Origin of the sequence: Pseudoalteromonas sp. P1-9 (assembly GCF_001399975.1) — a bacterium.
In the GTDB taxonomy this organism is placed as follows: Bacteria; Pseudomonadota; Gammaproteobacteria; order Enterobacterales; family Alteromonadaceae; genus Pseudoalteromonas.
The window spans coordinates 103552-123108 of sequence record NZ_LKBD01000005.1 but is presented as its reverse complement, the minus strand read 5'-3'; the positions used below and the strand labels follow the sequence as shown (position 1 = coordinate 123108).

The 19557-nt window shown below is 39.6% G+C and carries 17 protein-coding genes; 6 read left to right on the top strand and 11 right to left on the bottom strand.

The features are described from left to right. The first annotated feature begins 86 nt into the window (after positions 1-86). Together AN214_RS05335 and AN214_RS05330 are read left to right on the top strand one after the other, a co-directional pair. Positions 87-2162: a TonB-dependent receptor gene (locus tag AN214_RS05335; protein ID WP_054978847.1), complete on the top strand. Its 2076-nt coding sequence runs from the start codon at positions 87-89 to the stop codon at positions 2160-2162. 102 nt (positions 2163-2264) lie between these two features. Next, positions 2265-3566: an AarF/ABC1/UbiB kinase family protein gene (locus AN214_RS05330; RefSeq protein ID WP_054978752.1), complete on the top strand. Its 1302-nt coding sequence runs from the start codon at positions 2265-2267 to the stop codon at positions 3564-3566. A 35-nt stretch (positions 3567-3601) separates the two neighbouring features. Here the strand turns inward: AN214_RS05330 and AN214_RS05325 are convergent, their stop codons facing one another. From AN214_RS05325 to AN214_RS05310, 4 genes are all read right to left on the bottom strand, one after another. After that, on the bottom strand, positions 3602-5605 hold the full coding sequence (locus AN214_RS05325) for a methyl-accepting chemotaxis protein (RefSeq protein WP_054978751.1): 2004 nt from the start codon (positions 5603-5605) through the stop codon (positions 3602-3604). Positions 5606-5721: 116 nt separating this feature from the next. Continuing rightward, a complete protein-coding gene (locus AN214_RS05320) occupies positions 5722-6837 on the bottom strand; it encodes a DUF4785 domain-containing protein (RefSeq protein ID WP_054978750.1) in 1116 nt (371 codons plus the stop codon). Positions 6838-6839: 2 nt separating this feature from the next. After that, complete coding sequence (locus AN214_RS05315; protein WP_054978749.1) at positions 6840-7706, bottom strand: hypothetical protein; 867 nt, start codon at positions 7704-7706, stop codon at positions 6840-6842. A gap of 247 nt (positions 7707-7953) precedes the next feature. Continuing rightward, positions 7954-8391 (bottom strand): Lrp/AsnC family transcriptional regulator, encoded by a 438-nt coding sequence (locus AN214_RS05310; RefSeq protein WP_054978748.1) that lies wholly within the window; start codon positions 8389-8391, stop codon positions 7954-7956. 93 nt (positions 8392-8484) lie between these two features. Here AN214_RS05310 and AN214_RS05305 point away from each other — a divergent pair, with 93 nt between their 5' ends. Beyond that, complete coding sequence (locus AN214_RS05305) at positions 8485-9072, top strand: LysE family translocator (RefSeq protein WP_054978747.1); 588 nt, start codon at positions 8485-8487, stop codon at positions 9070-9072. 203 nt (positions 9073-9275) lie between these two features. Here the strand turns inward: AN214_RS05305 and AN214_RS05300 are convergent, their stop codons facing one another. Continuing rightward, positions 9276-10280, bottom strand: a complete 1005-nt coding sequence (locus AN214_RS05300) for a substrate-binding domain-containing protein (RefSeq protein ID WP_054978746.1) — start codon at positions 10278-10280, stop codon at positions 9276-9278. Between the two features lie 349 nt (positions 10281-10629). On the opposite strand from AN214_RS05300, the gene AN214_RS05295 reads away from it, so the two are divergent. From AN214_RS05295 to cydB, 3 genes are all read left to right on the top strand, one after another. After that, on the top strand, positions 10630-11184 hold the full coding sequence (locus tag AN214_RS05295) for a GbsR/MarR family transcriptional regulator (RefSeq protein WP_054978745.1): 555 nt from the start codon (positions 10630-10632) through the stop codon (positions 11182-11184). 244 nt (positions 11185-11428) lie between these two features. Then, positions 11429-12796 (top strand): cytochrome ubiquinol oxidase subunit I, encoded by a 1368-nt coding sequence (locus AN214_RS05290; RefSeq protein WP_054978744.1) that lies wholly within the window; start codon positions 11429-11431, stop codon positions 12794-12796. Beyond that, positions 12789-13787 (top strand): cytochrome d ubiquinol oxidase subunit II, encoded by a 999-nt coding sequence (gene cydB, locus AN214_RS05285; protein WP_054978743.1) that lies wholly within the window; start codon positions 12789-12791, stop codon positions 13785-13787. The genes AN214_RS05290 and cydB overlap by 8 nt, the downstream gene beginning before the upstream one ends. A gap of 61 nt (positions 13788-13848) precedes the next feature. Here cydB and AN214_RS05280 read toward each other — a convergent pair whose 3' ends face one another. The 6 genes from AN214_RS05280 to AN214_RS05255 form a co-directional block, all read right to left on the bottom strand. Beyond that, positions 13849-14253, bottom strand: a complete 405-nt coding sequence (locus AN214_RS05280) for a hypothetical protein (protein WP_054978742.1) — start codon at positions 14251-14253, stop codon at positions 13849-13851. Positions 14254-14441: 188 nt separating this feature from the next. After that, positions 14442-15290, bottom strand: a complete 849-nt coding sequence (gene kdsA, locus AN214_RS05275; RefSeq protein WP_054978741.1) for a 3-deoxy-8-phosphooctulonate synthase — start codon at positions 15288-15290, stop codon at positions 14442-14444. A 20-nt stretch (positions 15291-15310) separates the two neighbouring features. Then, positions 15311-16561 carry a DUF819 domain-containing protein gene (locus tag AN214_RS05270; protein WP_054978740.1) on the bottom strand — a complete coding sequence of 417 codons (1251 nt, stop codon included), beginning with the start codon at positions 16559-16561 and terminating at the stop codon, positions 15311-15313. Positions 16562-16588: 27 nt separating this feature from the next. Next, positions 16589-17383, bottom strand: a complete 795-nt coding sequence (locus AN214_RS05265; RefSeq protein WP_054978739.1) for a tetratricopeptide repeat protein — start codon at positions 17381-17383, stop codon at positions 16589-16591. A 198-nt stretch (positions 17384-17581) separates the two neighbouring features. After that, the gene (locus tag AN214_RS05260; RefSeq protein ID WP_054978738.1) at positions 17582-17956 is read right to left on the bottom strand and encodes a SirB2 family protein; all 375 of its coding nucleotides are present in this window, start codon (positions 17954-17956) and stop codon (positions 17582-17584) included. Positions 17957-17960: 4 nt separating this feature from the next. Next, positions 17961-19505 carry a DUF3369 domain-containing protein gene (locus AN214_RS05255; RefSeq protein WP_054978737.1) on the bottom strand — a complete coding sequence of 515 codons (1545 nt, stop codon included), beginning with the start codon at positions 19503-19505 and terminating at the stop codon, positions 17961-17963. Positions 19506-19557 lie beyond the last annotated feature (52 nt).

Below are 19557 nucleotides of genomic sequence, written 5' to 3'. Positions count from 1 at the left end.
TTTCACGGTAGATCGAATGCACGGTAAGTACAGTATAATGTGCCGAGATTCTGTTTTCAGTCAAGATGCGTTTAAAGGTTTATTTCGTGCGAGAAGTGTTTAAAAAGTCGTTAGTTGTTTCATTATTAAGTGTTCATTTTACATCATTGGCCGCGCAAAATAGTCAGAGTTTTGCCGATATTGAAACCATAGTAACAACCGCGTCGCGCGCCAAGAAACGTCATTTTGATCTGATTGGCAATACCAGCATTATCGACAAAGGTGCAGTTGCTAACATTAACGCAGAGCACTTAAATCAAGTGTTAAGTTTAGCGTCGGGAGTATGGTTAAGTCGTGGTAATGGACAAGAATCATTGCTTTCGTTGCGTTCGCCTGTGTTAACAGGTGCAGGTTCTTGCGCTGAATTCTTGATGTTAGAAAATAACATTAGCCTACGTGCCCCCGGATTTTGCAATGTTAATCAATTATTCGATAGCCATTTTGAAATAAGCGACCGCATCGAAGTAGTAAAAGGCAATAATTCTGCACGTTATGGTTCAAACGCAATCCATGGCGTAATCAACATTAATAATACGCTCTACGCTAGCGAGAATCAGCTTGCACTAGACGTAGGCAATGATAATTTTTATCGGCTAAATGCAACGGCAAGTAACGATTTTGACGATGTGCAGTTAGGTGTTGGTGTAACCGTAAGTAGCGATGGCGGTTATCAGTCTAGCTCGGGTTATCAACAGCAAAAACTATCAACCTCAGCACAACACCAGTTCGGCAATTGGCAAACAACACACCATTTTAGTGTAACTAACCTCGAGCAAGATACCGCAGGTTATTTACAACAAGGCGAAAATGCATATAGAGATAAATCGCTGTTAAAAATTAATGAATTTCCAGATGCCTATCGTGACAGTATTTCTATGCATTACAGCATGCAAAATAATGCTGAAATAAACAATGCCCTTTGGCAATTAACGCCCTATCTACGATACACAGATATGACGTTTTTAATGCACTTTTTACCCGGTACTCCCATTGAGAAGAACGATCACCATAGCATTGGACTCCAGTTATCTCGCTATGCGGAAGTTACGGATGTCTTGTCGCTTAAATTAGGTAGCGACCTCGATTTTACTCAAGGTTCGTTACAACAATATCAAACAAACGACACCATATCAGATTCGGCATTTTTAAGGGCGGTACTGCCTAAAGGACAACATTACGATTACACGGTTAATGCAAAAAATTACGCGCTTTATGGTCAGCTTGATTATCAAATAGCTGATGATCAGAACGCTTTTTTAGCACTTAGACATGATATTACCGAATACGATTACAATAACGCCTTAAGCACAGGTAATTTAAAAGATGACGGCACTGCGTGTGGCTTTGGCGGTTGTCGATACACTCGCCCCGCTAATCAGACCAATCGTTTTAACGATACAAGCTACAGTCTTGGCTATTCTTTAACGCTAAACGACAATACGATTGTATTTGCTAAACTAGACAACAGTTTTAGAGCACCACACACCGCCGAGCTTTATCGCCTGCAGAATAATCAGCAACAAAATGACATAACCAGTGTCGACGCAAACCAGCAAGAGCTTGGCCTGCGTTTTCAAACAGAAACGATATTCGGTGAGCTTGCGTTTTATCATCTAACTAAGAAAAACGCGATTTATCAAGACTCAGACAGACATTACCTCAATGGTTTATCGACTCAGCATCAAGGACTCGAGTTTGACCTCACCTGGCGCCTTAGCGACACATTTAAAACACGCTTGAATTCAAGTTACGCAAAACACACCTATGAAAATAATCCAACGAATGGGCAGCAGCTAAAAGGCAATGAGATAGATACCTCTCCTCGCTTAATTGCAAACCTCATTATTGATTGGCTAATAGCGCAAAACATTACAAGTCAGTTTGAACTAAGGCACCTTGACGGCTATTACTTAGACGATAAAAACACGCACACATACAGCGGGCATACTGTTTCGAATTTACGTGCTAAATGGCAAATCAACAGCAATTTTTCTCTCGCATTTGCCATACTTAATGTATTTGATACACGTTACGCCGAACGAGCCGACTATGCGTTTGGGAATCACCGTTATTTTATTGGCGAGCCACGCAATACCAGTGCGACCTTGCGTTATCAGTTTTAATTTAAAATCGTGTTGTAAGGATAAACTCAAATAAACAGTTAAGCGTATTAAACTTAGTAACCGATAGCTGCGTATAATGTTAGGTATTAATCGGAGAGCACGATGACACGCAAAGAGGTTAAAGTACCTAGTTCACGCTTAAGCAGAGCAAGCAAATTTGGTGGTTTACTAGCAAAAGTTGCAACCAATGTTGCCTACAATGGCACCAAGCAATTATTTAGTGGCAACAAGCCATCAGTGTCAGATCTCGTTTTAACGCCTAGTAACTTACAAAAGCTAACAAATGAGCTCGCCGCAATGCGTGGTGCTGCAATGAAGTTAGGTCAACTCCTTTCGATGGATGCAGGTGAGCTTATTCCACCTGAGTTAAGCCATATTTTAGCAAAACTACGAGACAATGCGTATGCTATGCCACACAAGCAGTTAGTCACTGTGCTTCGTGACGCTTGGGGTGATAATTGGGTTGATAATTTTGCTTATTTCAATCTTAAACCCTTTGCCTGCGCATCTATTGGGCAAGTGCATATTGCCAATGACGATAGCGGAAAAAAACTCGCGATAAAATTACAATATCCGGGGGTAAGTAACGCCATAAAGAGTGATGTGGATAACCTAGGGCGTATTTTAAAGCTCTCAGGCCTTATCCCAAAACAGGTTGATCTCAACACGTTACTTGAAAAAACAGCCGAGCAGTTAATCAATGAAGCAAACTATCAACTTGAGGCAAGCTACATAGAAACGTTTAGCGATAAACTCGACAATACACAGTTTGCTTTACCTAACGTTTCCCCTTTAAGTACACAAACCATTTTAGTAATGAGTTTTATTGAAGGTATGCCGATTGAACAAGCGGCGACACTGCCAGAAGAAACTCGAAATCACATCGTAAAGAGCTTATTTTCGCTGTTTTTTGTTGAATTATTTGAGTTGAAGCTGATGCAAACCGACCCAAATTTTGCCAATTATGTGTTTAATAACGAAACACAAACCATAGGCTTACTGGATTTTGGTGCTACCCGAGAGATTTCACCGACTATATCTAATGGATATTTATCGCTTTTTACAGCGCTAAGTAACCAAGACAGCACTCAAATCGAAGACGCAGCCCGTACCATTGGCTTTTTTAAGCAAGATATCGACACTACATACCTTGAGCAAATACTGGCGCTTTTTGACATCGCGTCAATGCCATTACGATTTGATGGCGAGTACAACTTTGCAACTTGTACTATTGCAACACAGTTACGCACTCAAAGCGTTACAATTAATAAACGTAAAGACCAATGGCACACACCACCTGTTGATGCCCTGTTTATCCATCGTAAAATCGCAGGGTTGTATTTAATAGCGAAGCGTTTAAACGCAAAAGTAAACGTCAAACAGCTGTTTGATAAATACGCGTAAGAAGCCAAAAAACAAATTTAAAGAATCAATAAGCACTATAGCTTAAAGCGGTTTAGTGCATCACTTACTTTATGGCCGAGCTCATTTATCTGACGAATATTTTCACTTAGTGCCGTTAGTTCATCACTATTTTGTTCTGCACTGTGCTCTACTTCCTGCATACGCGTAACGATGTCTTGCGCCATGGCACTTTGCTGTGCACTTGATTGATCTATTTGATTACTTTTGTCTGCCAAACGCGTCAACCCTTGCTCAATTAAATCGACTGCGGCTGTAAGCGCTGCGCTTCGCTCAGTACACGTCAGTGCAGCCTCTTGCCCTTGGTTAATTGCACGCTGTGCATCGCTGGTACCGCTTTGCAGTGCGGTTATCATCTGTGCAATTTCTTTTGTTGAATCTTGCGTACGCGATGCTAACAATCTGACTTCATCGGCCACCACAGCAAAACCTCGTCCCTGCTCACCGGCACGAGCCGCTTCAATGGCCGCGTTAAGCGCTAGTAAATTGGTTTGTTCTGATATCGCTACAATCGTGTCCAGAATACTGCCAATATTACTCGATTGATTTGAAAGCTCTGCCATAAGCTCAACTGATGTATTTAAATTTGAAGCAAGTAGTTGTATTTGTTCTCGATTTTGCGTTGCCAAATTAAGCACCGCATCGCTTTGCTCACTGGCTTGATCAATGTCTTCAGTACTTTCTTTGGTCTGTGTGTTTACTGTATTAGCGCTGATATGCACGTCTTGTGCAAGTGCGGTGGTGTGCTTTGCCCGTTCAATTTGTTTTTCGGCATTTTGCGAGACAGTAGCACTTCTTTCAAACGAATTTTCGAGACGAGACTCGAGTAACTCTACCTGCGCGAAAATATCGGTGATCAGCTCTTTTAAATTATCAATAACCCGATTCAATTTATCGCTTACTTCACCAAACTCATCATCGTTAATTTTGCGCGCATGACGCGAGAAATCACCATCAGCCACGTTTGTAAGTGTTTTATTTACATAAGCTAGCGGTATTATAATCGCGCGTATTGTCAAGGTCGCAATAATCGCAGCAACCAATAGAAAAACACCAGCAATGACCATAAGTAACAACTGATTTTCATCTATTTTTTCATCTGCTAATTGTTGATAACGGTTCACTAGTTCACTGGCACTTTGTTTTATGGTGTGAATTGAACTGTTAATTTCTTCAGAAAGCGCTTCTACGCGATTGTAGTCTTGTTCAAACTGTTCTGATTTAGCGAGCTGTAGCGCCTGTTGTTGATACAAATGTGCCGGATTATCAACGTTACTGTTAAATACAGCCAAGTTTTGTTCAAAACGCGTTTGAAAATCACCGCTTTCAATATCTGTGAGCTGTTGATTGAGAAAATTGTAGTTGTCTTTAATGTTTGCCAGTAAAAACCGCGTATCGTTTTGATGTTTAACTTGCGTTTCACTGTCTAAAGTTTGACTAAGTGCATTGGTTACTTCAGTTAAATTAAACAACATATCATCAATGCGGATCGCGGTGCCCATCACTTCATCTAACAGACGCGAACTTAATCCTGTTAATGTTTCTAGGTCATATAATAAATCGGAGCTTTGTGAAATAAGCGCGAGCTGCTTTTCAATCAAAGTTTTGTTTGTTTTTTTAGCATTTAAATAGGCAATTTTGTTATCAGTTAAACTTTCAGAGGCATCAATCAATGCAAGTGACTGGTTATTTAGTTTTTCAAGGTCAATGCTGTAATCTGCAATGCGACTTGAAAGTGTTTGTTGTAGTTGATTTTTAAGTGATTGATTTTGTGCTCTGAATTTTTCTATAACATTTAATTTGTTGGCACCGTAAATTGCGTTAGCGTTTTTTGTGTAGTTGAGAATAAGCGTTTGAATGTCATCGGCACTGCGTTGTACTGGTAAAGCCTGCTCTTTAATATTTAAGTAAGCACGCTCAATATTCGACAAAGACATATAAAAAAACAGGCAAACACCCGTAAGCAAAATGCCCACTGATGCAAAGCCAAAAGTAATTTTTTGTTTTACTGTAAAAACCATTAAAACGCCCTACTACTTTAATAACTCGGTTTAAGTATAACGTAATATTTATAAAGTGATTTTGTTTTGAAATGAAACGAAAATACGCCAACTAATGTTGGCGTATTTTGACATCATTAAATTGATGGACGAAATAACTTCTGAGGTGTTTGTAACACTAATAAGCGACTTTGATCTTTCAGTACCATATTGTTTAAACGATAAGACGAATAACGTGCCTGAGTGGTAAATGGTAGCGATAGTGAATCGTCACCGTTTAACTCTTTTGCCATTTCAACCGTGGCTATATCGTAAAAACGCACCCCATCGTTACTACCTTGTAACGTTGCTTGTAAACTAAAACGCCCCGCATCATTTACCATCAATGGTACCTTAGCTTCAATATGCGATTGCGACGCACTAAATGTCACATTAGGTAACGCCTTTGCTGTTTGTTTAAAATTAACAAATGGAATTTTAAGCGAACGCTTAACTGGCATATTAGCGCGCTGGGCATCAATTTGAAGTTCAAGCTCATACAGGCCGTTGATTGCACCAAAATATGCCAGTGCTTTATCAAAGTTAAAGTGGTTATTGCTAATATCCACCGTTACTTTTTCATTTGTTGGACTAATCAGCTTAGCTGACATCGTTTTGATTTGAATTGCGTTATCAGTAAACGAAAGCGATTGATATCCAAGTTTATTTGCTCTTTGAGTAGAGCGGTTACTCGCTGCAACGGCAAGAACAACATCACTGTGCTTTTCCTTTACATGCACTAAGTATTTCGCATCATCAATCAGGTATTGATTTGTTTTTAGCGTTAGTTGTTGCAAAGCGTGTTGCGACTTTACCTTTAGCGCTACACTGCCATCAGTAAAACCTGCATCGTTCATTTCTTTTTGCGCAAACACTTGCTCTACCTGTGCACGATTGCCCTTTGTTAACACTTTAGAATTGGGCGTTAGCGACAATGCACTAACATCAAGCGGTTCAATAAATTGTGTGTTTGCCACATCAAATTTAGGCGCCACGCGAACAAAACTATTCTGTGCAGAAAATGGTAGCTCGACACCTTGCTTGAGCGCTTTGCCGGATATTGTCATCCAATATTCATCGCTTTTTAATACTTGTTGTAACTGCTGCTCAACAGCTGGTTGTAGTTTTTTAAACTGATAGACAACCGGTTCAGCATAGAGTGAAAACGCCGATAGTAAACTTGCACAAAGCGTTAATACAGTAAAATGTTTCATAATTAGATCTCCTTAATTCGATTGCGTAGTAGGCCATCTAAATTGAAACATTTACGACGACTTTGATGATGACTTAAAGGCTCACTGCCACGTGTTTTATTTTTATCTTTAAACCACACACTGCCCGCAAGCGATTGCGAACTACATTCCAAGAATCCGTCAGAGCAATCATCTAACCAGTTTTGTGTAACCTCAAGCGCCACTTGATATTGATAGCCTCCACAGTAACTATCACCATCCCAAATTGCCGAATCAACATCACTACCTACAACTGCCTCAAATGCAGAACTAAGTGCCGGTCGATTAGGCGTACCATATAACCAATTTTGATTGTAATGTGCCATCCAACCAACTTGCTGCTGTTTCACCGCGTCACTGTCGTAACCTAAGATCCAGCCAAGGGTTGTTTCAAATGAATTACCTGCGGTTACCGCATCGGCTAAAGGTGTACCACCAGACGACGGTGCAAGCGCGATTGTCTTTTTGACCGTATTTATAATAGTGACAAAACGGCTATCCCAGGTTGGATTAGATAAAATCCAACGCACGACATTACCGCCATTTGAGTGCGTAATGAGTGTTAAAGACGTAATGTTTTTACTATTTATAAAGTTAGTCAGCTGCTCTGCCAAACAGCCAGATGCTCGCGTATCCCACATATACCGATCGAAATCGCAATTGATCACCGTGTAATTGTTTGTGTTACTTACCCCTTGCCTCACTGAGTTTACAAATTCACCTGTCCAGTAGTCATTATATGCATCTGTTTGACTTCCAGTCCCATGAATAAAGGCCAGTCCATGACTTGCCCAAAGAGGCGTGCTTGCGTACAACAACACCGCATAAGCTATTATTTTCGTTATTTTCATACTGTGTGTTCCTAATTATTGTTTGTGATCGGAGGAGTGACCTCCGATCTCAAAATAGCCAATTTAGGTACAATTACAACATTTTTTTACACTTTATTAACAATCGGTATGGTTAAGCCGATTGTTATTACATAAATATGAAAGCTGGGTTATATATTCATAACCATTTGATATAGCTAAACGAATCGTTTGTATGAAATTTGACGTGGAAAACACACTGTTTTATTTAGAAAAGACGCTAAATCCACTAACTATCTTTAACGGAATCCATTACAACATGTGTCGTTATGGTCGCGACCTGCTCGATATCACCTAACACATTGGTGTGAAATTGCTTATAACTTTTCAAATCTTTGGTTTCTACTCTTAGAATATACTCAAACGCACCGGTTACGTTGTGGCATTCAAGCACTTCTTTTGAAAACGTTATTGCCTCTTCAAATTGCGTTTGTGCTGTTTTGGTATGCACCGACAAGCCCACTGTAATAAACGCTTTAAAGCCAATGCCTAGTTGTTCGGTGTCAATGGTGGCTTTATAACCTGTGATAATCTTTGCCCGCTCAAGCTCTTGTACACGGCGTAAACATGCCGATGGCGATAATCCGATGCGCTCTGCTAATTGAATATTGGTTAAACTACTGTCGCGTGATAATTCAAACAATATTTGTTCGTTAAACTTATCCATATTTAAACTTTATTGTGCCATTTTATATTTACAGACAATATAAAACAGCAAATTGTGCAATAAGTAAATTACTCTATTAAAAAGAAGTACATTATGAATACTGAATTACTTATTGCATTAATAACATTTTGTTTTGTTTCATCTATCACCCCAGGCCCGAATAACTTAATGTTGCTAAGCTCAGGGTTAAATTTTGGTCTACGCCGTTCGATTTCGCATTTGTCGGGTATTGCCATTGGTTTTAGTGTAATGGTGCTATTGGTGGGGATTGGCGTAAGTCAGTTATTTCAATCCTTACCTGCAAGTCACACCGTATTAAAATGGGTAAGCATCGTCTATTTAGGTTACCTTGCATACAAAATCGCTAATAACCATACTATTGATGAAGTCGCATCTGATGCGAAACCATTTACCTTTATGCAAGCTGCACTTTTTCAATGGGTCAATCCTAAAGCGTGGACAATGGCGTTAAGTGTTAATGCGGTGTATGCGAGCGATCAAAGCATACAATCTGTGATATTCGTAAGTGTGGTATTTTTACTTATTAACTTACCATCCATTTGCTGTTGGTTAGTACTAGGAAAAAGTTTAAAACAACTTATCGCCTCACCTATTAAAATACGTTTGTTTAATTGGCTTATGGCAGCATTATTGGTTGTATCGGTTATACCAATGCTTTAACCCCCTAGTTACTAGAGGTGTATTGGCGCTTTTTAGCATAATACATTCAAACTAATGAAGAAATAACAGCAGCACAAACGGGTGAGTTGGGCTTTGCTGACAGCGTTTTCTTTGCGTCTAGCTTTGATAATTAAAGCGATAACCGCTCTACTTAATTTCTAAAACAAACTAGTTTGGAGATAGCCATTAACAAGAAACACACCTTAATAATTTACGGTACATGTATCAACATTGTGTTTATCGCAATAGTGAAAACCTAAATAAGTAAATTCTTGCTTAGGTTTCATTTTGTGTTTTAAATACTGATACAAGTATTCCGCGCCCTGTTTTCCCATATCAAACGGCTTTTGACCAATATTGACGGTAGAAAGACCCTTAGATAAAGCACTTAATTGCAACTCTTCGGTATCAGCAGAAACAATAACAATATCACCAGATTCAATTCGTGATTTAAACTGGCTCAGCTGCTCGATATAGCGCGGATTAAACTGGGCGAACCCTGCAACTGCAATAAAAACAGGTGGCGAGTCTAGTTTGATTTTGCCTACTAATTGGCTGAGTGCTAGGCCTCGTTTACCCAAACTGTAAACCGGGCATAATTCATGTTCTTGCCATTGGTAGCCATCATTCAAACGCTGTAAACTTTGGCCACTTAATGCATGACGCACACCTTTAATTCGCTGATTTAAATTTGGCGTAGATGGATGCCCAGACTGCAAACACACTGTGTTTGTATGTTTAATGTTATTTTTAACATATTCGCCTAGAGCTATACCAAAATCGAAATTATTAGTACCAACATACGCTAAACGATAATCATGATGTTGCGGTAACAAATCTGAGTCAAAGGTAATTACTGGAATATCAAGCTCAAATGCTCGCTTGAGAGCACCATTTACCAAGTAGTCTGAGTCAGTCACTGAAATCAGTAACGCATTTACTCCGCTTTCGATAAGACGGTTAATTTTAAGCGTTTGACCACGAATATCTTGAAAATCATCAGCCCCTTCGTAAATACATCGTAAATCTGGGTAATTTTTAGCAACAGACTCACATCCTTTAAATGATTGGATATAAAAACTATCATTTTTGGTTTTACCGATAACACCAATAGTGTAATTGGCAACACAGGTAAAACTAAGAAAAACCAAACATAAGTTGAATAAAAACAACCACCAAAATCCGCTATTTTGTGCTTTATTCCACATGGAGACGACTACAATAAATTTAAATTACTTATTCAGTATAGAAGCATCGTTGATTTAAATTAAACAGTTATTTACGAATTTTTTAACTTTCATTTATTTTTGACTAATAACCAATCAAAAACAGGGTTAAAAAGCGCAAAAATAAAACAGCAATGATAAAGGGTTTCAAAAAATGAGCCGAAGTATGGCAAACAAGCATTACCTGCTCTTTGTAATGCACTCAATTTATTAGAACGTGTTGTTCATCTTTCAACTTAATTAAGCGTAATTTAATGCCATAAAAAGATTGATCTATATCAATGATGGGATTAGTATATTCTGAAGTTTCAGAAATTATTGAACGTTTAGAATGTTGCTAACACCAAAAATTGAAAGTTTTGTAATGCATTGCGGCGAAATGGGCAGCCGTTGGGGTTTTAACCGTACTATCGGGCAAATCATGGGCTTATTACTAATGAGTGAAGAACCACTAAGTGCAGTGTCGTTATCAGAAACCTTAAATATCTCTCGCGGTAACGTTAGTATGGCAATCAAAGAGTTACAGTCATGGCACTTAGTATCGGTAATTCATAAACCTGGTGACCGAAAAGATTACTACGCACCCGCAGGCGATATCTGGGAATTAGCAAACCGAGTATTTGAAGAGCGCAGAAAAAGAGAGATGGACCCAACCCTATCTCTTTTGCGCGCTTCAATCATCGACGAGCCAGCTAATGCAGAAGAAGCGTATGCTCAGGAAAAAATGTCTGAGCTACATGACTTGCTTGAAACCATCACTGTTTGGGCAAGTGAGTTACAAAGTATGAGTCCCGATAAGCTGACAACGCTTATGAAGCTCGGCTCTGGTGTTGTTAAAGTACTCGATTTTAAAGATAAAGTTTTGAAAAGCGGTAATAGTAATTAACCGCTTTTTTTGTGCGCACTGAAAAAGTGCATATGTCGTCGTGTTGCTATTTAATTTTTGTTTTATTGAATTTCGGAAGACGTATAGCAATTAATAAACAAGGTACTACAAGGCTTAATTACCCCTTTGTTGTTCGTATGCAATGGCAAATATTGCCTAACCAGTACACGGTAAAATTTGCTAACGAAATCGGTGTTTCAAAAAACATTTAATAAATAGCACGTCTATTCTTTGGGGGTCGTTTATGTTGGATACGTTAATGCTTTCACGCATACAGTTTGCTGCCAACATTAGTTTTCACATTTTATTTCCCACTATAACCATCGCAATGTGTTGGTTTTTAGTTTTCTTTAAAGTCAGGTTTGATATGACAGGCAATCCCGTGTGGATGCGCGCATATCGATTCTGGGTAAAAATCTTTGCTCTTTCTTTTGCGCTTGGGGTTGTAAGCGGTATTACCATGTCGTTTCAGTTTGGTACCAATTGGCCCGGTTTTATGGAAAAAGTCGGAAACATCGCGGGGCCGTTATTAGGCTACGAAGTATTAACTGCATTTTTCCTAGAGGCGACATTTTTAGGCATTATGCTGTTTGGCATTAAACGCGTGCCACCAAAAGTACATACTTTAGCCTGTATCGTGGTAGCAATCGGTACCACGCTTTCGGCGTTTTGGATCTTAAGTTTAAATTCATGGATGCAAACACCAACTGGTTTCGAGATGCGCGATGGCATCGCCTACCCAACCGACTGGTTTGCTGTAATTTTTAACCCAAGTTTCCCTTACCGTTTAGCGCATATGCTGTTAGCGTCGGGCTTAACAGCAAGCTTTATGATAATAGGTGTGAGTTGCTATCGTTTGCTTAAAGGAGACGATAAACAAGCACCAAAATTAACATTAAAAGTAGCCCTAGTTGTAGCCGCAATTTTATCTCCATTACAAGCGTTTGTGGGGGATTTACATGGTCTTAATACGCTTCAACATCAACCACAAAAAATAGCGGCAATGGAAGGCGTTTGGCAAACCGAAAAAGGGGCTCCTTTACTGCTATTTGCAATTCCTGATGAAGAAAACAGAACGAATCATTTTGAAATTGGCATTCCTAACATGGCAAGTTTTATTCTTACCCATGAGCTTGATGGTGAAATTAAAGGGCTTGATGAATTTAAAGGTGAGCATCCGCCAGTTAAACCTGTATTTTTTGGCTTTAGAATAATGGTTGGCCTAGGTTTACTGATGATCGCTATCTCTTGGTTTGCAACCTTTACCCTCAAAAAGCGCGGCCAACTACCGTCTTGGTTAATGCGTGTTTTTGTTGGCTTAACATTTTCAGGTTGGTTAGCTACATTAGCCGGCTGGTATGTAACTGAAATCGGCAGACAGCCTTACCTTGTTAGCGGTGTGCTAAAAGTATCTGACGCAGCAACACAAATCGCGCCTGCAAATGTTGGCTTTAGCTTAGCACTCTATTTAACAACCTATGCCATTTTGCTAGTCGCTTATCTGCATACAGTATTTTTGATGGCGCGCCGCGCCGTTGAAATTGAAGAGTTTGATATGAGCGAAAAGCCAATTAAACAATTACCGAGTAAAGGGGATAACGCATATGTTTGATCAAGCAACTCTGGCAATTATTTTTGTATCCCTAATGGGCCTTGCAACATTAATGTACGCTGTTTTGGACGGTTACGATTTAGGTGTAGGGATTTTACTGCCGTTAGACGATGAAACCTCGGCAGATACCATGATTGCGTCGATAGGACCGTTTTGGGATGCTAATGAAACTTGGCTAGTATTAGCGATTGGCCTTTTACTCATTGCGTTTCCAACTGCACACAGCATTGTCTTTCAAGCGCTATATATCCCGTGTACATTTATGTTGATTGGGTTAATTATGCGCGGTGTGGCATTTGATTTTAGAGCCAAGGCCATTGTTGCCCATAAACGTAAATGGGATACCGTGTTTAAATCTGGCTCTTTGTTCGCATCGTTAGCGCAAGGTTACATGCTCGGTTTATATGTTATGGGCTTTTCAAACTCCTTTGAAGCGCATGGTTTTGCTCTACTAAGTGCAATTGGTGTTTCAGCGGCTTATACCTTTATTGGCAGTGCATGGCTGGTGATGAAAACCGAAGGCGATTTACAACAAAAAGCCGTAGCGCATTGTAAATCAACGGTTGTTATTACGTTTGTTGGTATATTGCTGGTATCACTGGTTAACTTACTTATTTCACCAGAGATCTATCAAAAATGGTTCGACTTTCCGTATGCACTGATCTTAATTCCCATTCCGATTATTTGTGCAAGCTTCTTTGTACTATGTTGGTTTGTATTAAAGCGCTTAGCTAAACAGCCAAATATTGGTGCAGCCCTACCATTCTTTTTTGCGCTATTGATTTTTACCCTATCATTTTTTGGCTTAGCATTTAGCTTTTTCCCAGAGATTGTGCCGGGTAAATTAACAATTTGGGAAGCTGTTGCAGCGCCTGAAGCGCTTAACTTTATGTTGTGGGGGGCGTTAATTGTAGTGCCAACTATTTTGGCTTATACCGCATTTTCTTACAGAGTGTTTTGGGGAAAGGTGGACGAACTTCGCTACTATTAATTTCAATTCAATTATTTAAATAAGTGTGTAGCGACTAGGCTACACACTTATAATAAATCTATTAGAAATATAGGCTTTCAACCGTTTCACCGGCAATTTTAACGTCACACTTGTCGCCTGACTTTGAATTAGATGACTGAATAGCACCCGCTACCGCACCAAATACACCACCTTTTTCATTCAGCACAGAGCTAAAGTAACAATAGCTAGAAACATTAACTTCTTGATAACTCGTGTTTAAGTTAAGTGTTGGCGTGTATGGAGGAAAACGACCTTTCATCACCGGATCGCCATTTACCGTTAGTTGTACTTCATTTCGCTTAGTATCGTACTGGCCACCAAAAACGTAAGTCTTACCTTGGTACGCTATGGTTTTTTCTTGTGCTTGGATTGGCGGTGTTGAACCACAACCAACAAGTGTAAGTGAAGAAAGTGCAACAAGTGAAAAGGTGAGTGTTCTTAACATAATAGAATTTCCGTATAAAAATAAGACAAAAATTACTCTACGTTAAAGAATATCTAGTTTCAAGAAAATGAATGTTAAGATTTGAAATGGTTTGGATTGTTTCTATTTAAACAAATAAGCCAACCTTACTGGTTGGCTTATTTAGTAATTGAACGATATTACGTTAACTAAGTATGTTTTCTTATTGATTAACTTGCTGATGTATCAAGTGGTTCAAAGCTTTTTACAAGATCGTCAACCGCTTTCATCTGACTTAAGTAACCTTCGAGTTTAGCAAGTGGTAATGCACATGGACCATCACATTTGGCAAGGTTCGGATCTGGGTGAGCTTCAATAAATAGGCCTGCTAGACCGAGTGCCATACCGCTTCGTGCAAGTTCTGCAGCTTGTGCGCGACGGCCATCAGCTGAATCGGCACGTCCACCCGGACGCTGCAGCGCATGGGTTGCGTCAAAAATAACAGGGGCTTGGTGCTTCATATCATCCATACCCAGCATATCAACGACTAGGTTGTTATAGCCAAAGCTTGAACCTCGCTCACATAAGATTACTTGGTCGTTACCCGCTTCGTTAATCTTTTTAATAATGTGTCGCATTTCATGAGGTGCTAAAAACTGCGGTTTTTTCACATTAATAACTGCGCCAGTTTTCGCCATCGCTACTACTAAGTCGGTTTGACGTGCTAAAAATGCAGGTAACTGAATTACATCTACAACTTCAGCGACGGGTGCCGCTTGATACGGTTCGTGTACATCAGTAATCACTGGTACATTAAAGGTATTTTTGATCTCTTCAAAAATCTTTAACCCTTCTTCCAAACCTGGACCACGATAAGAGTTAATTGATGATCGGTTTGCTTTATCAAATGACGCTTTGAACACATAAGGAATGTTTAATTTTGTTGTCACTTCAACATAATGCTCAGCGATTTGCATTGCTAAGTCACGTGATTCAAGCACATTCATACCACCAAATAGTACAAACGGCTTGTCGTTAGCAACTTCACAGTTACCCACTTTAATAATTTGTGTATTCATTTAAATTCCTAACAGAATAATTAACTACCGACCAGCTGCAGCACTTGGCCACAGAACCACGCAGCATATGTTCCAAGTGCGTAACCAAGTACAGCCAGTAACACACCAACAGGTGCTAATGCCGGGTGAAATGCAGATGCAACCACAGGCGCTGATGCAGCACCGCCAATATTCGCCTTACTGCCCACGGCAACATAAAACACCGGCGCTTTAATAATCTTGGCAACAACAAATAATAGAATAACGTGAATTGCCATCCAAATTAGGCCAATAATAACGTATTTTGGTGCTTCAAATACTTTGCCGATATCCATATGTAAGCCAATGGTCGCCACTAAAATATATAAAAATGCGCCGCCTACTTTTGATGCGCCTACGGCTTCAAATTGACGTGCTTTTGTAAACGATAAGCTTAGTCCAATTGTGGTTACAACAAAGATAATCCAAAACAATTTTGAATGTAGCGAGAACTTTTCAAGTGCTGGGTAGTTTGCTTGGAAAAAAGGCACTGCTGTGTCTGCAATTAAGTGTGCAAAGCCTGTCGCACCAAAACCAAATGCCACTAAAATCATTAGATCACGCAGTTCTGGTTTGCGTGAATTTTTCTTTTCAAACTGCGATACCGTATCGATTAGTTTATCGATAGATGAAGTATCTGCACCTGTGTGCTTATCAATCTCTTTATGACGGGCCGCTAAGTATAAAAGTCCTGCCATCCAAATATTCGCCACTACGATATCTACAGTTACCATAATGGTAAAAATATCGCCGTTAGCCTGATAGATTTCTTTCATCGCTACCATATTTGCACCGCCGCCGATCCAACTACCAGCTAGTGCCGCCATGCCGCGCCAAAGCTCCCCTGCACCATCAACACCTAGCAGTTCTGGCATAAAGGTGGCCGCCACTAATAACGCGATTGGCCCGCCAATAACAACACCAACAGTACCAGTTAAAAACATAATAATGGCTTTTGGTCCGAGCGCTGCAACAGCTTTTAAGTCAATACTCAGTGTTAGTAATACTAAACAGGCAGGTAATAGGTAATATTTTGCAACCGTATACACGCTATTGCCTTCACCGTCGACAATGCCAAATGTATTTAATAGCGATGGTAAAAAATAACACATCAATAATGCTGGAACGTACTTATAAAATTTTGCCCAAAATCCGGTTTTAAGATTAGAGGTATAAAACACAAAACCTAAGATTATGGCCAACATACCCATAACGACGGCATCGTTGGTGAACATCACGCTGTGAGAGTCCATGAAGTTGCTTCCTGTATTAAGTTATTTTTAGTGGATTGTTCTAAAGTGCGAGTCCATTTCTTCAATTTGGCTTTGCAGCACATCAATTGATGGGTCATCCGGGCACTCTTCTATAAACTTTTCAAAGTCTTTAATGGCGAGTTCATCACAGTTCAAATTATGTAATAAATAACCGCGATCGCGTAACTCGTAAGGATCACTATCGGTAAGAACCATCAGTTTTTCAACACATTTAAACGCTTCGCCGTAGCGTTTTTCACTGATAAATGCCCATTTTTGATGGGCCAAAAATAGCTTCACAACATCATCTTCAAACAATTGTTGAAATGCATTATCTAGGCTATTTTCATCGTCATTTTCTGGTTTGATATACCAGCGTTGCCCACCTGAGCACGGGTCGATTAAATACCCTTCTCCTTGGCTTACTTCTAGCAATACTTGAATGTCGTTTTCAAATACCAACATTTCAACATCAAAACCAAGTTGTTCCATCACGTAGGTTAAGATCATGCCAAGCGATATAGTGCTGCCAGTGCGATAATTAAGTGCATAGGCGACACTATTAAGCAGACTCATCGGCACTTTTTGGCTCGTACCGCTAAAGGCAAAGTCGCTGTAAAAACTATCGAGTAGCGAAGTTAGGTTTTGCTCTATGGTGTTTTCAGACTTTTGCGTTTTTACCGCCATCAGAACCAGTTCAGATAATTTATCCCGACAAAGGGCGTAATCGAACTTAGTCAGCCACGATGACTCATGATTTAAACATGTAAAGACGGGCGCTTCTATTGCCGCTGTATATTCTTCCTCAGAGATATCAAACATCAATATCCTTCGGTCTCTCTATAACTAAAAATTAATGCCAGTTTATCGTGTTTTAAAATGAATACCAATGAAGATCGGCGAATAGATAAAGAATAGAGACTAACTTAATGTTCTGTATCAATAATCATTGAATAGATATAGCACACTTGTATGAACATAAAAGCAAAATAGAAAAGAAAAAGGCTGAATAATCAGCCCTTAAAAAAGAAATGGTGTTTTAAATCTCGCTAAATAAAAAATGGCGAAAATAACGGTTGTAGCAAGCAATAAGAGCGATATTTGCCCTTTTATATGTTTTTGCCTCGCCATAAATACCCCTACAACAATATACGCTACCACAAGTACGATTTTCTCAAGTAACCAAGGTTGATTATGAGGACTCATACCAAGTGTCACTGCCAGCGCTACCGCTGAGATAAGCAACAAGGTATCAATACTATGGCTACCGATAAACAGTATTTTATTTTCAGCAAGTTGTAACTGCTTGATGCGAGCAAATGCACGCGTATAAAAAAGCACAACACTCAGTACAGCTAACAACATATGTGTATGCTTTAACGCAATATATTCCATTTTACTACCCTGGATAATTATTAAGAATTTGTTCGAATCTATCGATGTTACTGAGTAATACATCAACTAACTTAGGCTCAAAATGCAGCCCACGTTGATTTTGCAATTCAGTCGTAACTTGCTCTACGCTCCAAGCTTCTTTATAACAGCGCTTATGGCGAAGTGCATCATAGACATCAGCTAACGCGACAATACGGCCATAAACATGAATTTCTTCACCTTTTAGGCCGTGAGGATAACCTGTCCCATCCCATTTTTCATGATGGTCGCGGGCTAAAATCGCTCCTGCTTGAATAATATCCCGACGAGATCCCGCTAAAATATTGTGTCCTTTCATGGCATGAGTTTGCATCACTTTCCATTCTTGCTCATCCAATTTACTTGATTTATGCAAAATGGTGTCGGGAATACCAACTTTACCAACATCATGAAGAGGTGCAGCATAACGCAGTACATCGGCCTCTTCGTCGCTCAGGCCATAACCTTTTGCAAGTTCATAACTAATGAGTGATACACGCTTTACATGATTTCCGGTTTCAGAGGAACGCTGTTCAACGGCTTCACTTAAGCGATAAACCAGTTCTCTTTGCGTATCTTCAATTTCTGATTGCAGTTGCACATTTTCGTAGGCAATTTGTACATTTTGCGAGAAAATTTCAATTAAATCTTTATGTGTCTCAGTCAGACTGCGTGGAATACCCGATACATAGAGCATTGAGTTATGGTTAAACCGGCTAGAACAATAGGCAAAAAGGTAATCTTCTTCATAAACAATGGTTTTGTTACTGAGTGCTTTCTTACACGCTAACAATTGCTTTTCAGATAGCACCTGGTTAACTGGCTTACCTTCGCTTTTTTCAAATTCACCTTGTCCTGCAAACACAATCAGGTCTTGCTGTTTTTCATCAGGACTACTTGCAACAAGTGAAGTTGCATACATCGCTTCATCAACTGACCCTAAAATCGAGGTAAGTTGTTGCATTACGCCATGAATAAAGGTGTCCATAGAATGAGATGAAAAGATATCGCGTGAAGCGGTGATGATTTTCTCAAGACCTTGGCGAGAGTGCTCTATTGATAAAATATCGCGATAAGAGCGTAAACTCGACATAACAACCGTAAATAGTTTTTGTGCTGTTAATTCGGTTTTAGATTTGTAGTCATTAATATCATAGTTAACAATGACCTGACGCTCCGGCGCTTGCCCTGGTTGGCCGGTTCGTAAAATAATTCGCACATGGTTATTTTTAGCGGTTTCGCGAATAAACTGCGCAACTCTTAAACCCGCGTCATCGGTTTCCATAACCACATCGAGCAACACAATGGCTGCATCTGGATGCGCTACAATTTTTTCTTCTGCTTCTTTACCTGAATAGGCGCTAATAAATTCAAGTCGTTTATCTTGAAATGAGAAATCGCTCAACGCGAGTTTCGTTACCGCATGCACTTCCGGTTCGTCATCAACAATAATAACTTTCCAAGTACCGTGGTTATTTACTTGCTTCGGTGCTTGCTCTGACTCATCAGAAAATAAAAAATCACTCGCCATTCTATCCTTACCCCTTATAACCACTTCACACTCGCGTTAATACCAACTCACT

Excerpts from the sequence above, each read along its gene's own strand:
- AN214_RS05315 (WP_054978749.1), bottom strand. The coding sequence starts at position 7,706 with ATGAAAATAACGAAAATAATAGCTTATGCGGTGTTGTTGTACGCAAGC.
- AN214_RS05325 (WP_054978751.1), bottom strand. The coding sequence starts at position 5,605 with ATGGTTTTTACAGTAAAACAAAAAATTACTTTTGGCTTTGCATCAGTG.
- AN214_RS05330 (WP_054978752.1), top strand. The coding sequence starts at position 2,265 with ATGACACGCAAAGAGGTTAAAGTACCTAGTTCACGCTTAAGCAGAGCA.
- AN214_RS05320 (WP_054978750.1), bottom strand. The coding sequence starts at position 6,837 with ATGAAACATTTTACTGTATTAACGCTTTGTGCAAGTTTACTATCGGCG.
- AN214_RS05300 (WP_054978746.1), bottom strand. The coding sequence starts at position 10,280 with ATGTGGAATAAAGCACAAAATAGCGGATTTTGGTGGTTGTTTTTATTC.
- AN214_RS05260 (WP_054978738.1), bottom strand. The coding sequence starts at position 17,956 with ATGGAATATATTGCGTTAAAGCATACACATATGTTGTTAGCTGTACTG.
- AN214_RS05265 (WP_054978739.1), bottom strand. The coding sequence starts at position 17,383 with ATGTTTGATATCTCTGAGGAAGAATATACAGCGGCAATAGAAGCGCCC.
- AN214_RS05310 (WP_054978748.1), bottom strand. The coding sequence starts at position 8,391 with ATGGATAAGTTTAACGAACAAATATTGTTTGAATTATCACGCGACAGT.
- AN214_RS05305 (WP_054978747.1), top strand. The coding sequence starts at position 8,485 with ATGAATACTGAATTACTTATTGCATTAATAACATTTTGTTTTGTTTCA.
- kdsA (WP_054978741.1), bottom strand. The coding sequence starts at position 15,290 with ATGAATACACAAATTATTAAAGTGGGTAACTGTGAAGTTGCTAACGAC.
- AN214_RS05270 (WP_054978740.1), bottom strand. The coding sequence starts at position 16,561 with ATGGACTCTCACAGCGTGATGTTCACCAACGATGCCGTCGTTATGGGT.
- AN214_RS05290 (WP_054978744.1), top strand. The coding sequence starts at position 11,429 with ATGTTGGATACGTTAATGCTTTCACGCATACAGTTTGCTGCCAACATT.
- AN214_RS05255 (WP_054978737.1), bottom strand. The coding sequence starts at position 19,505 with ATGGCGAGTGATTTTTTATTTTCTGATGAGTCAGAGCAAGCACCGAAG.
- AN214_RS05295 (WP_054978745.1), top strand. The coding sequence starts at position 10,630 with ATGTTGCTAACACCAAAAATTGAAAGTTTTGTAATGCATTGCGGCGAA.
- AN214_RS05280 (WP_054978742.1), bottom strand. The coding sequence starts at position 14,253 with ATGTTAAGAACACTCACCTTTTCACTTGTTGCACTTTCTTCACTTACA.
- cydB (WP_054978743.1), top strand. The coding sequence starts at position 12,789 with ATGTTTGATCAAGCAACTCTGGCAATTATTTTTGTATCCCTAATGGGC.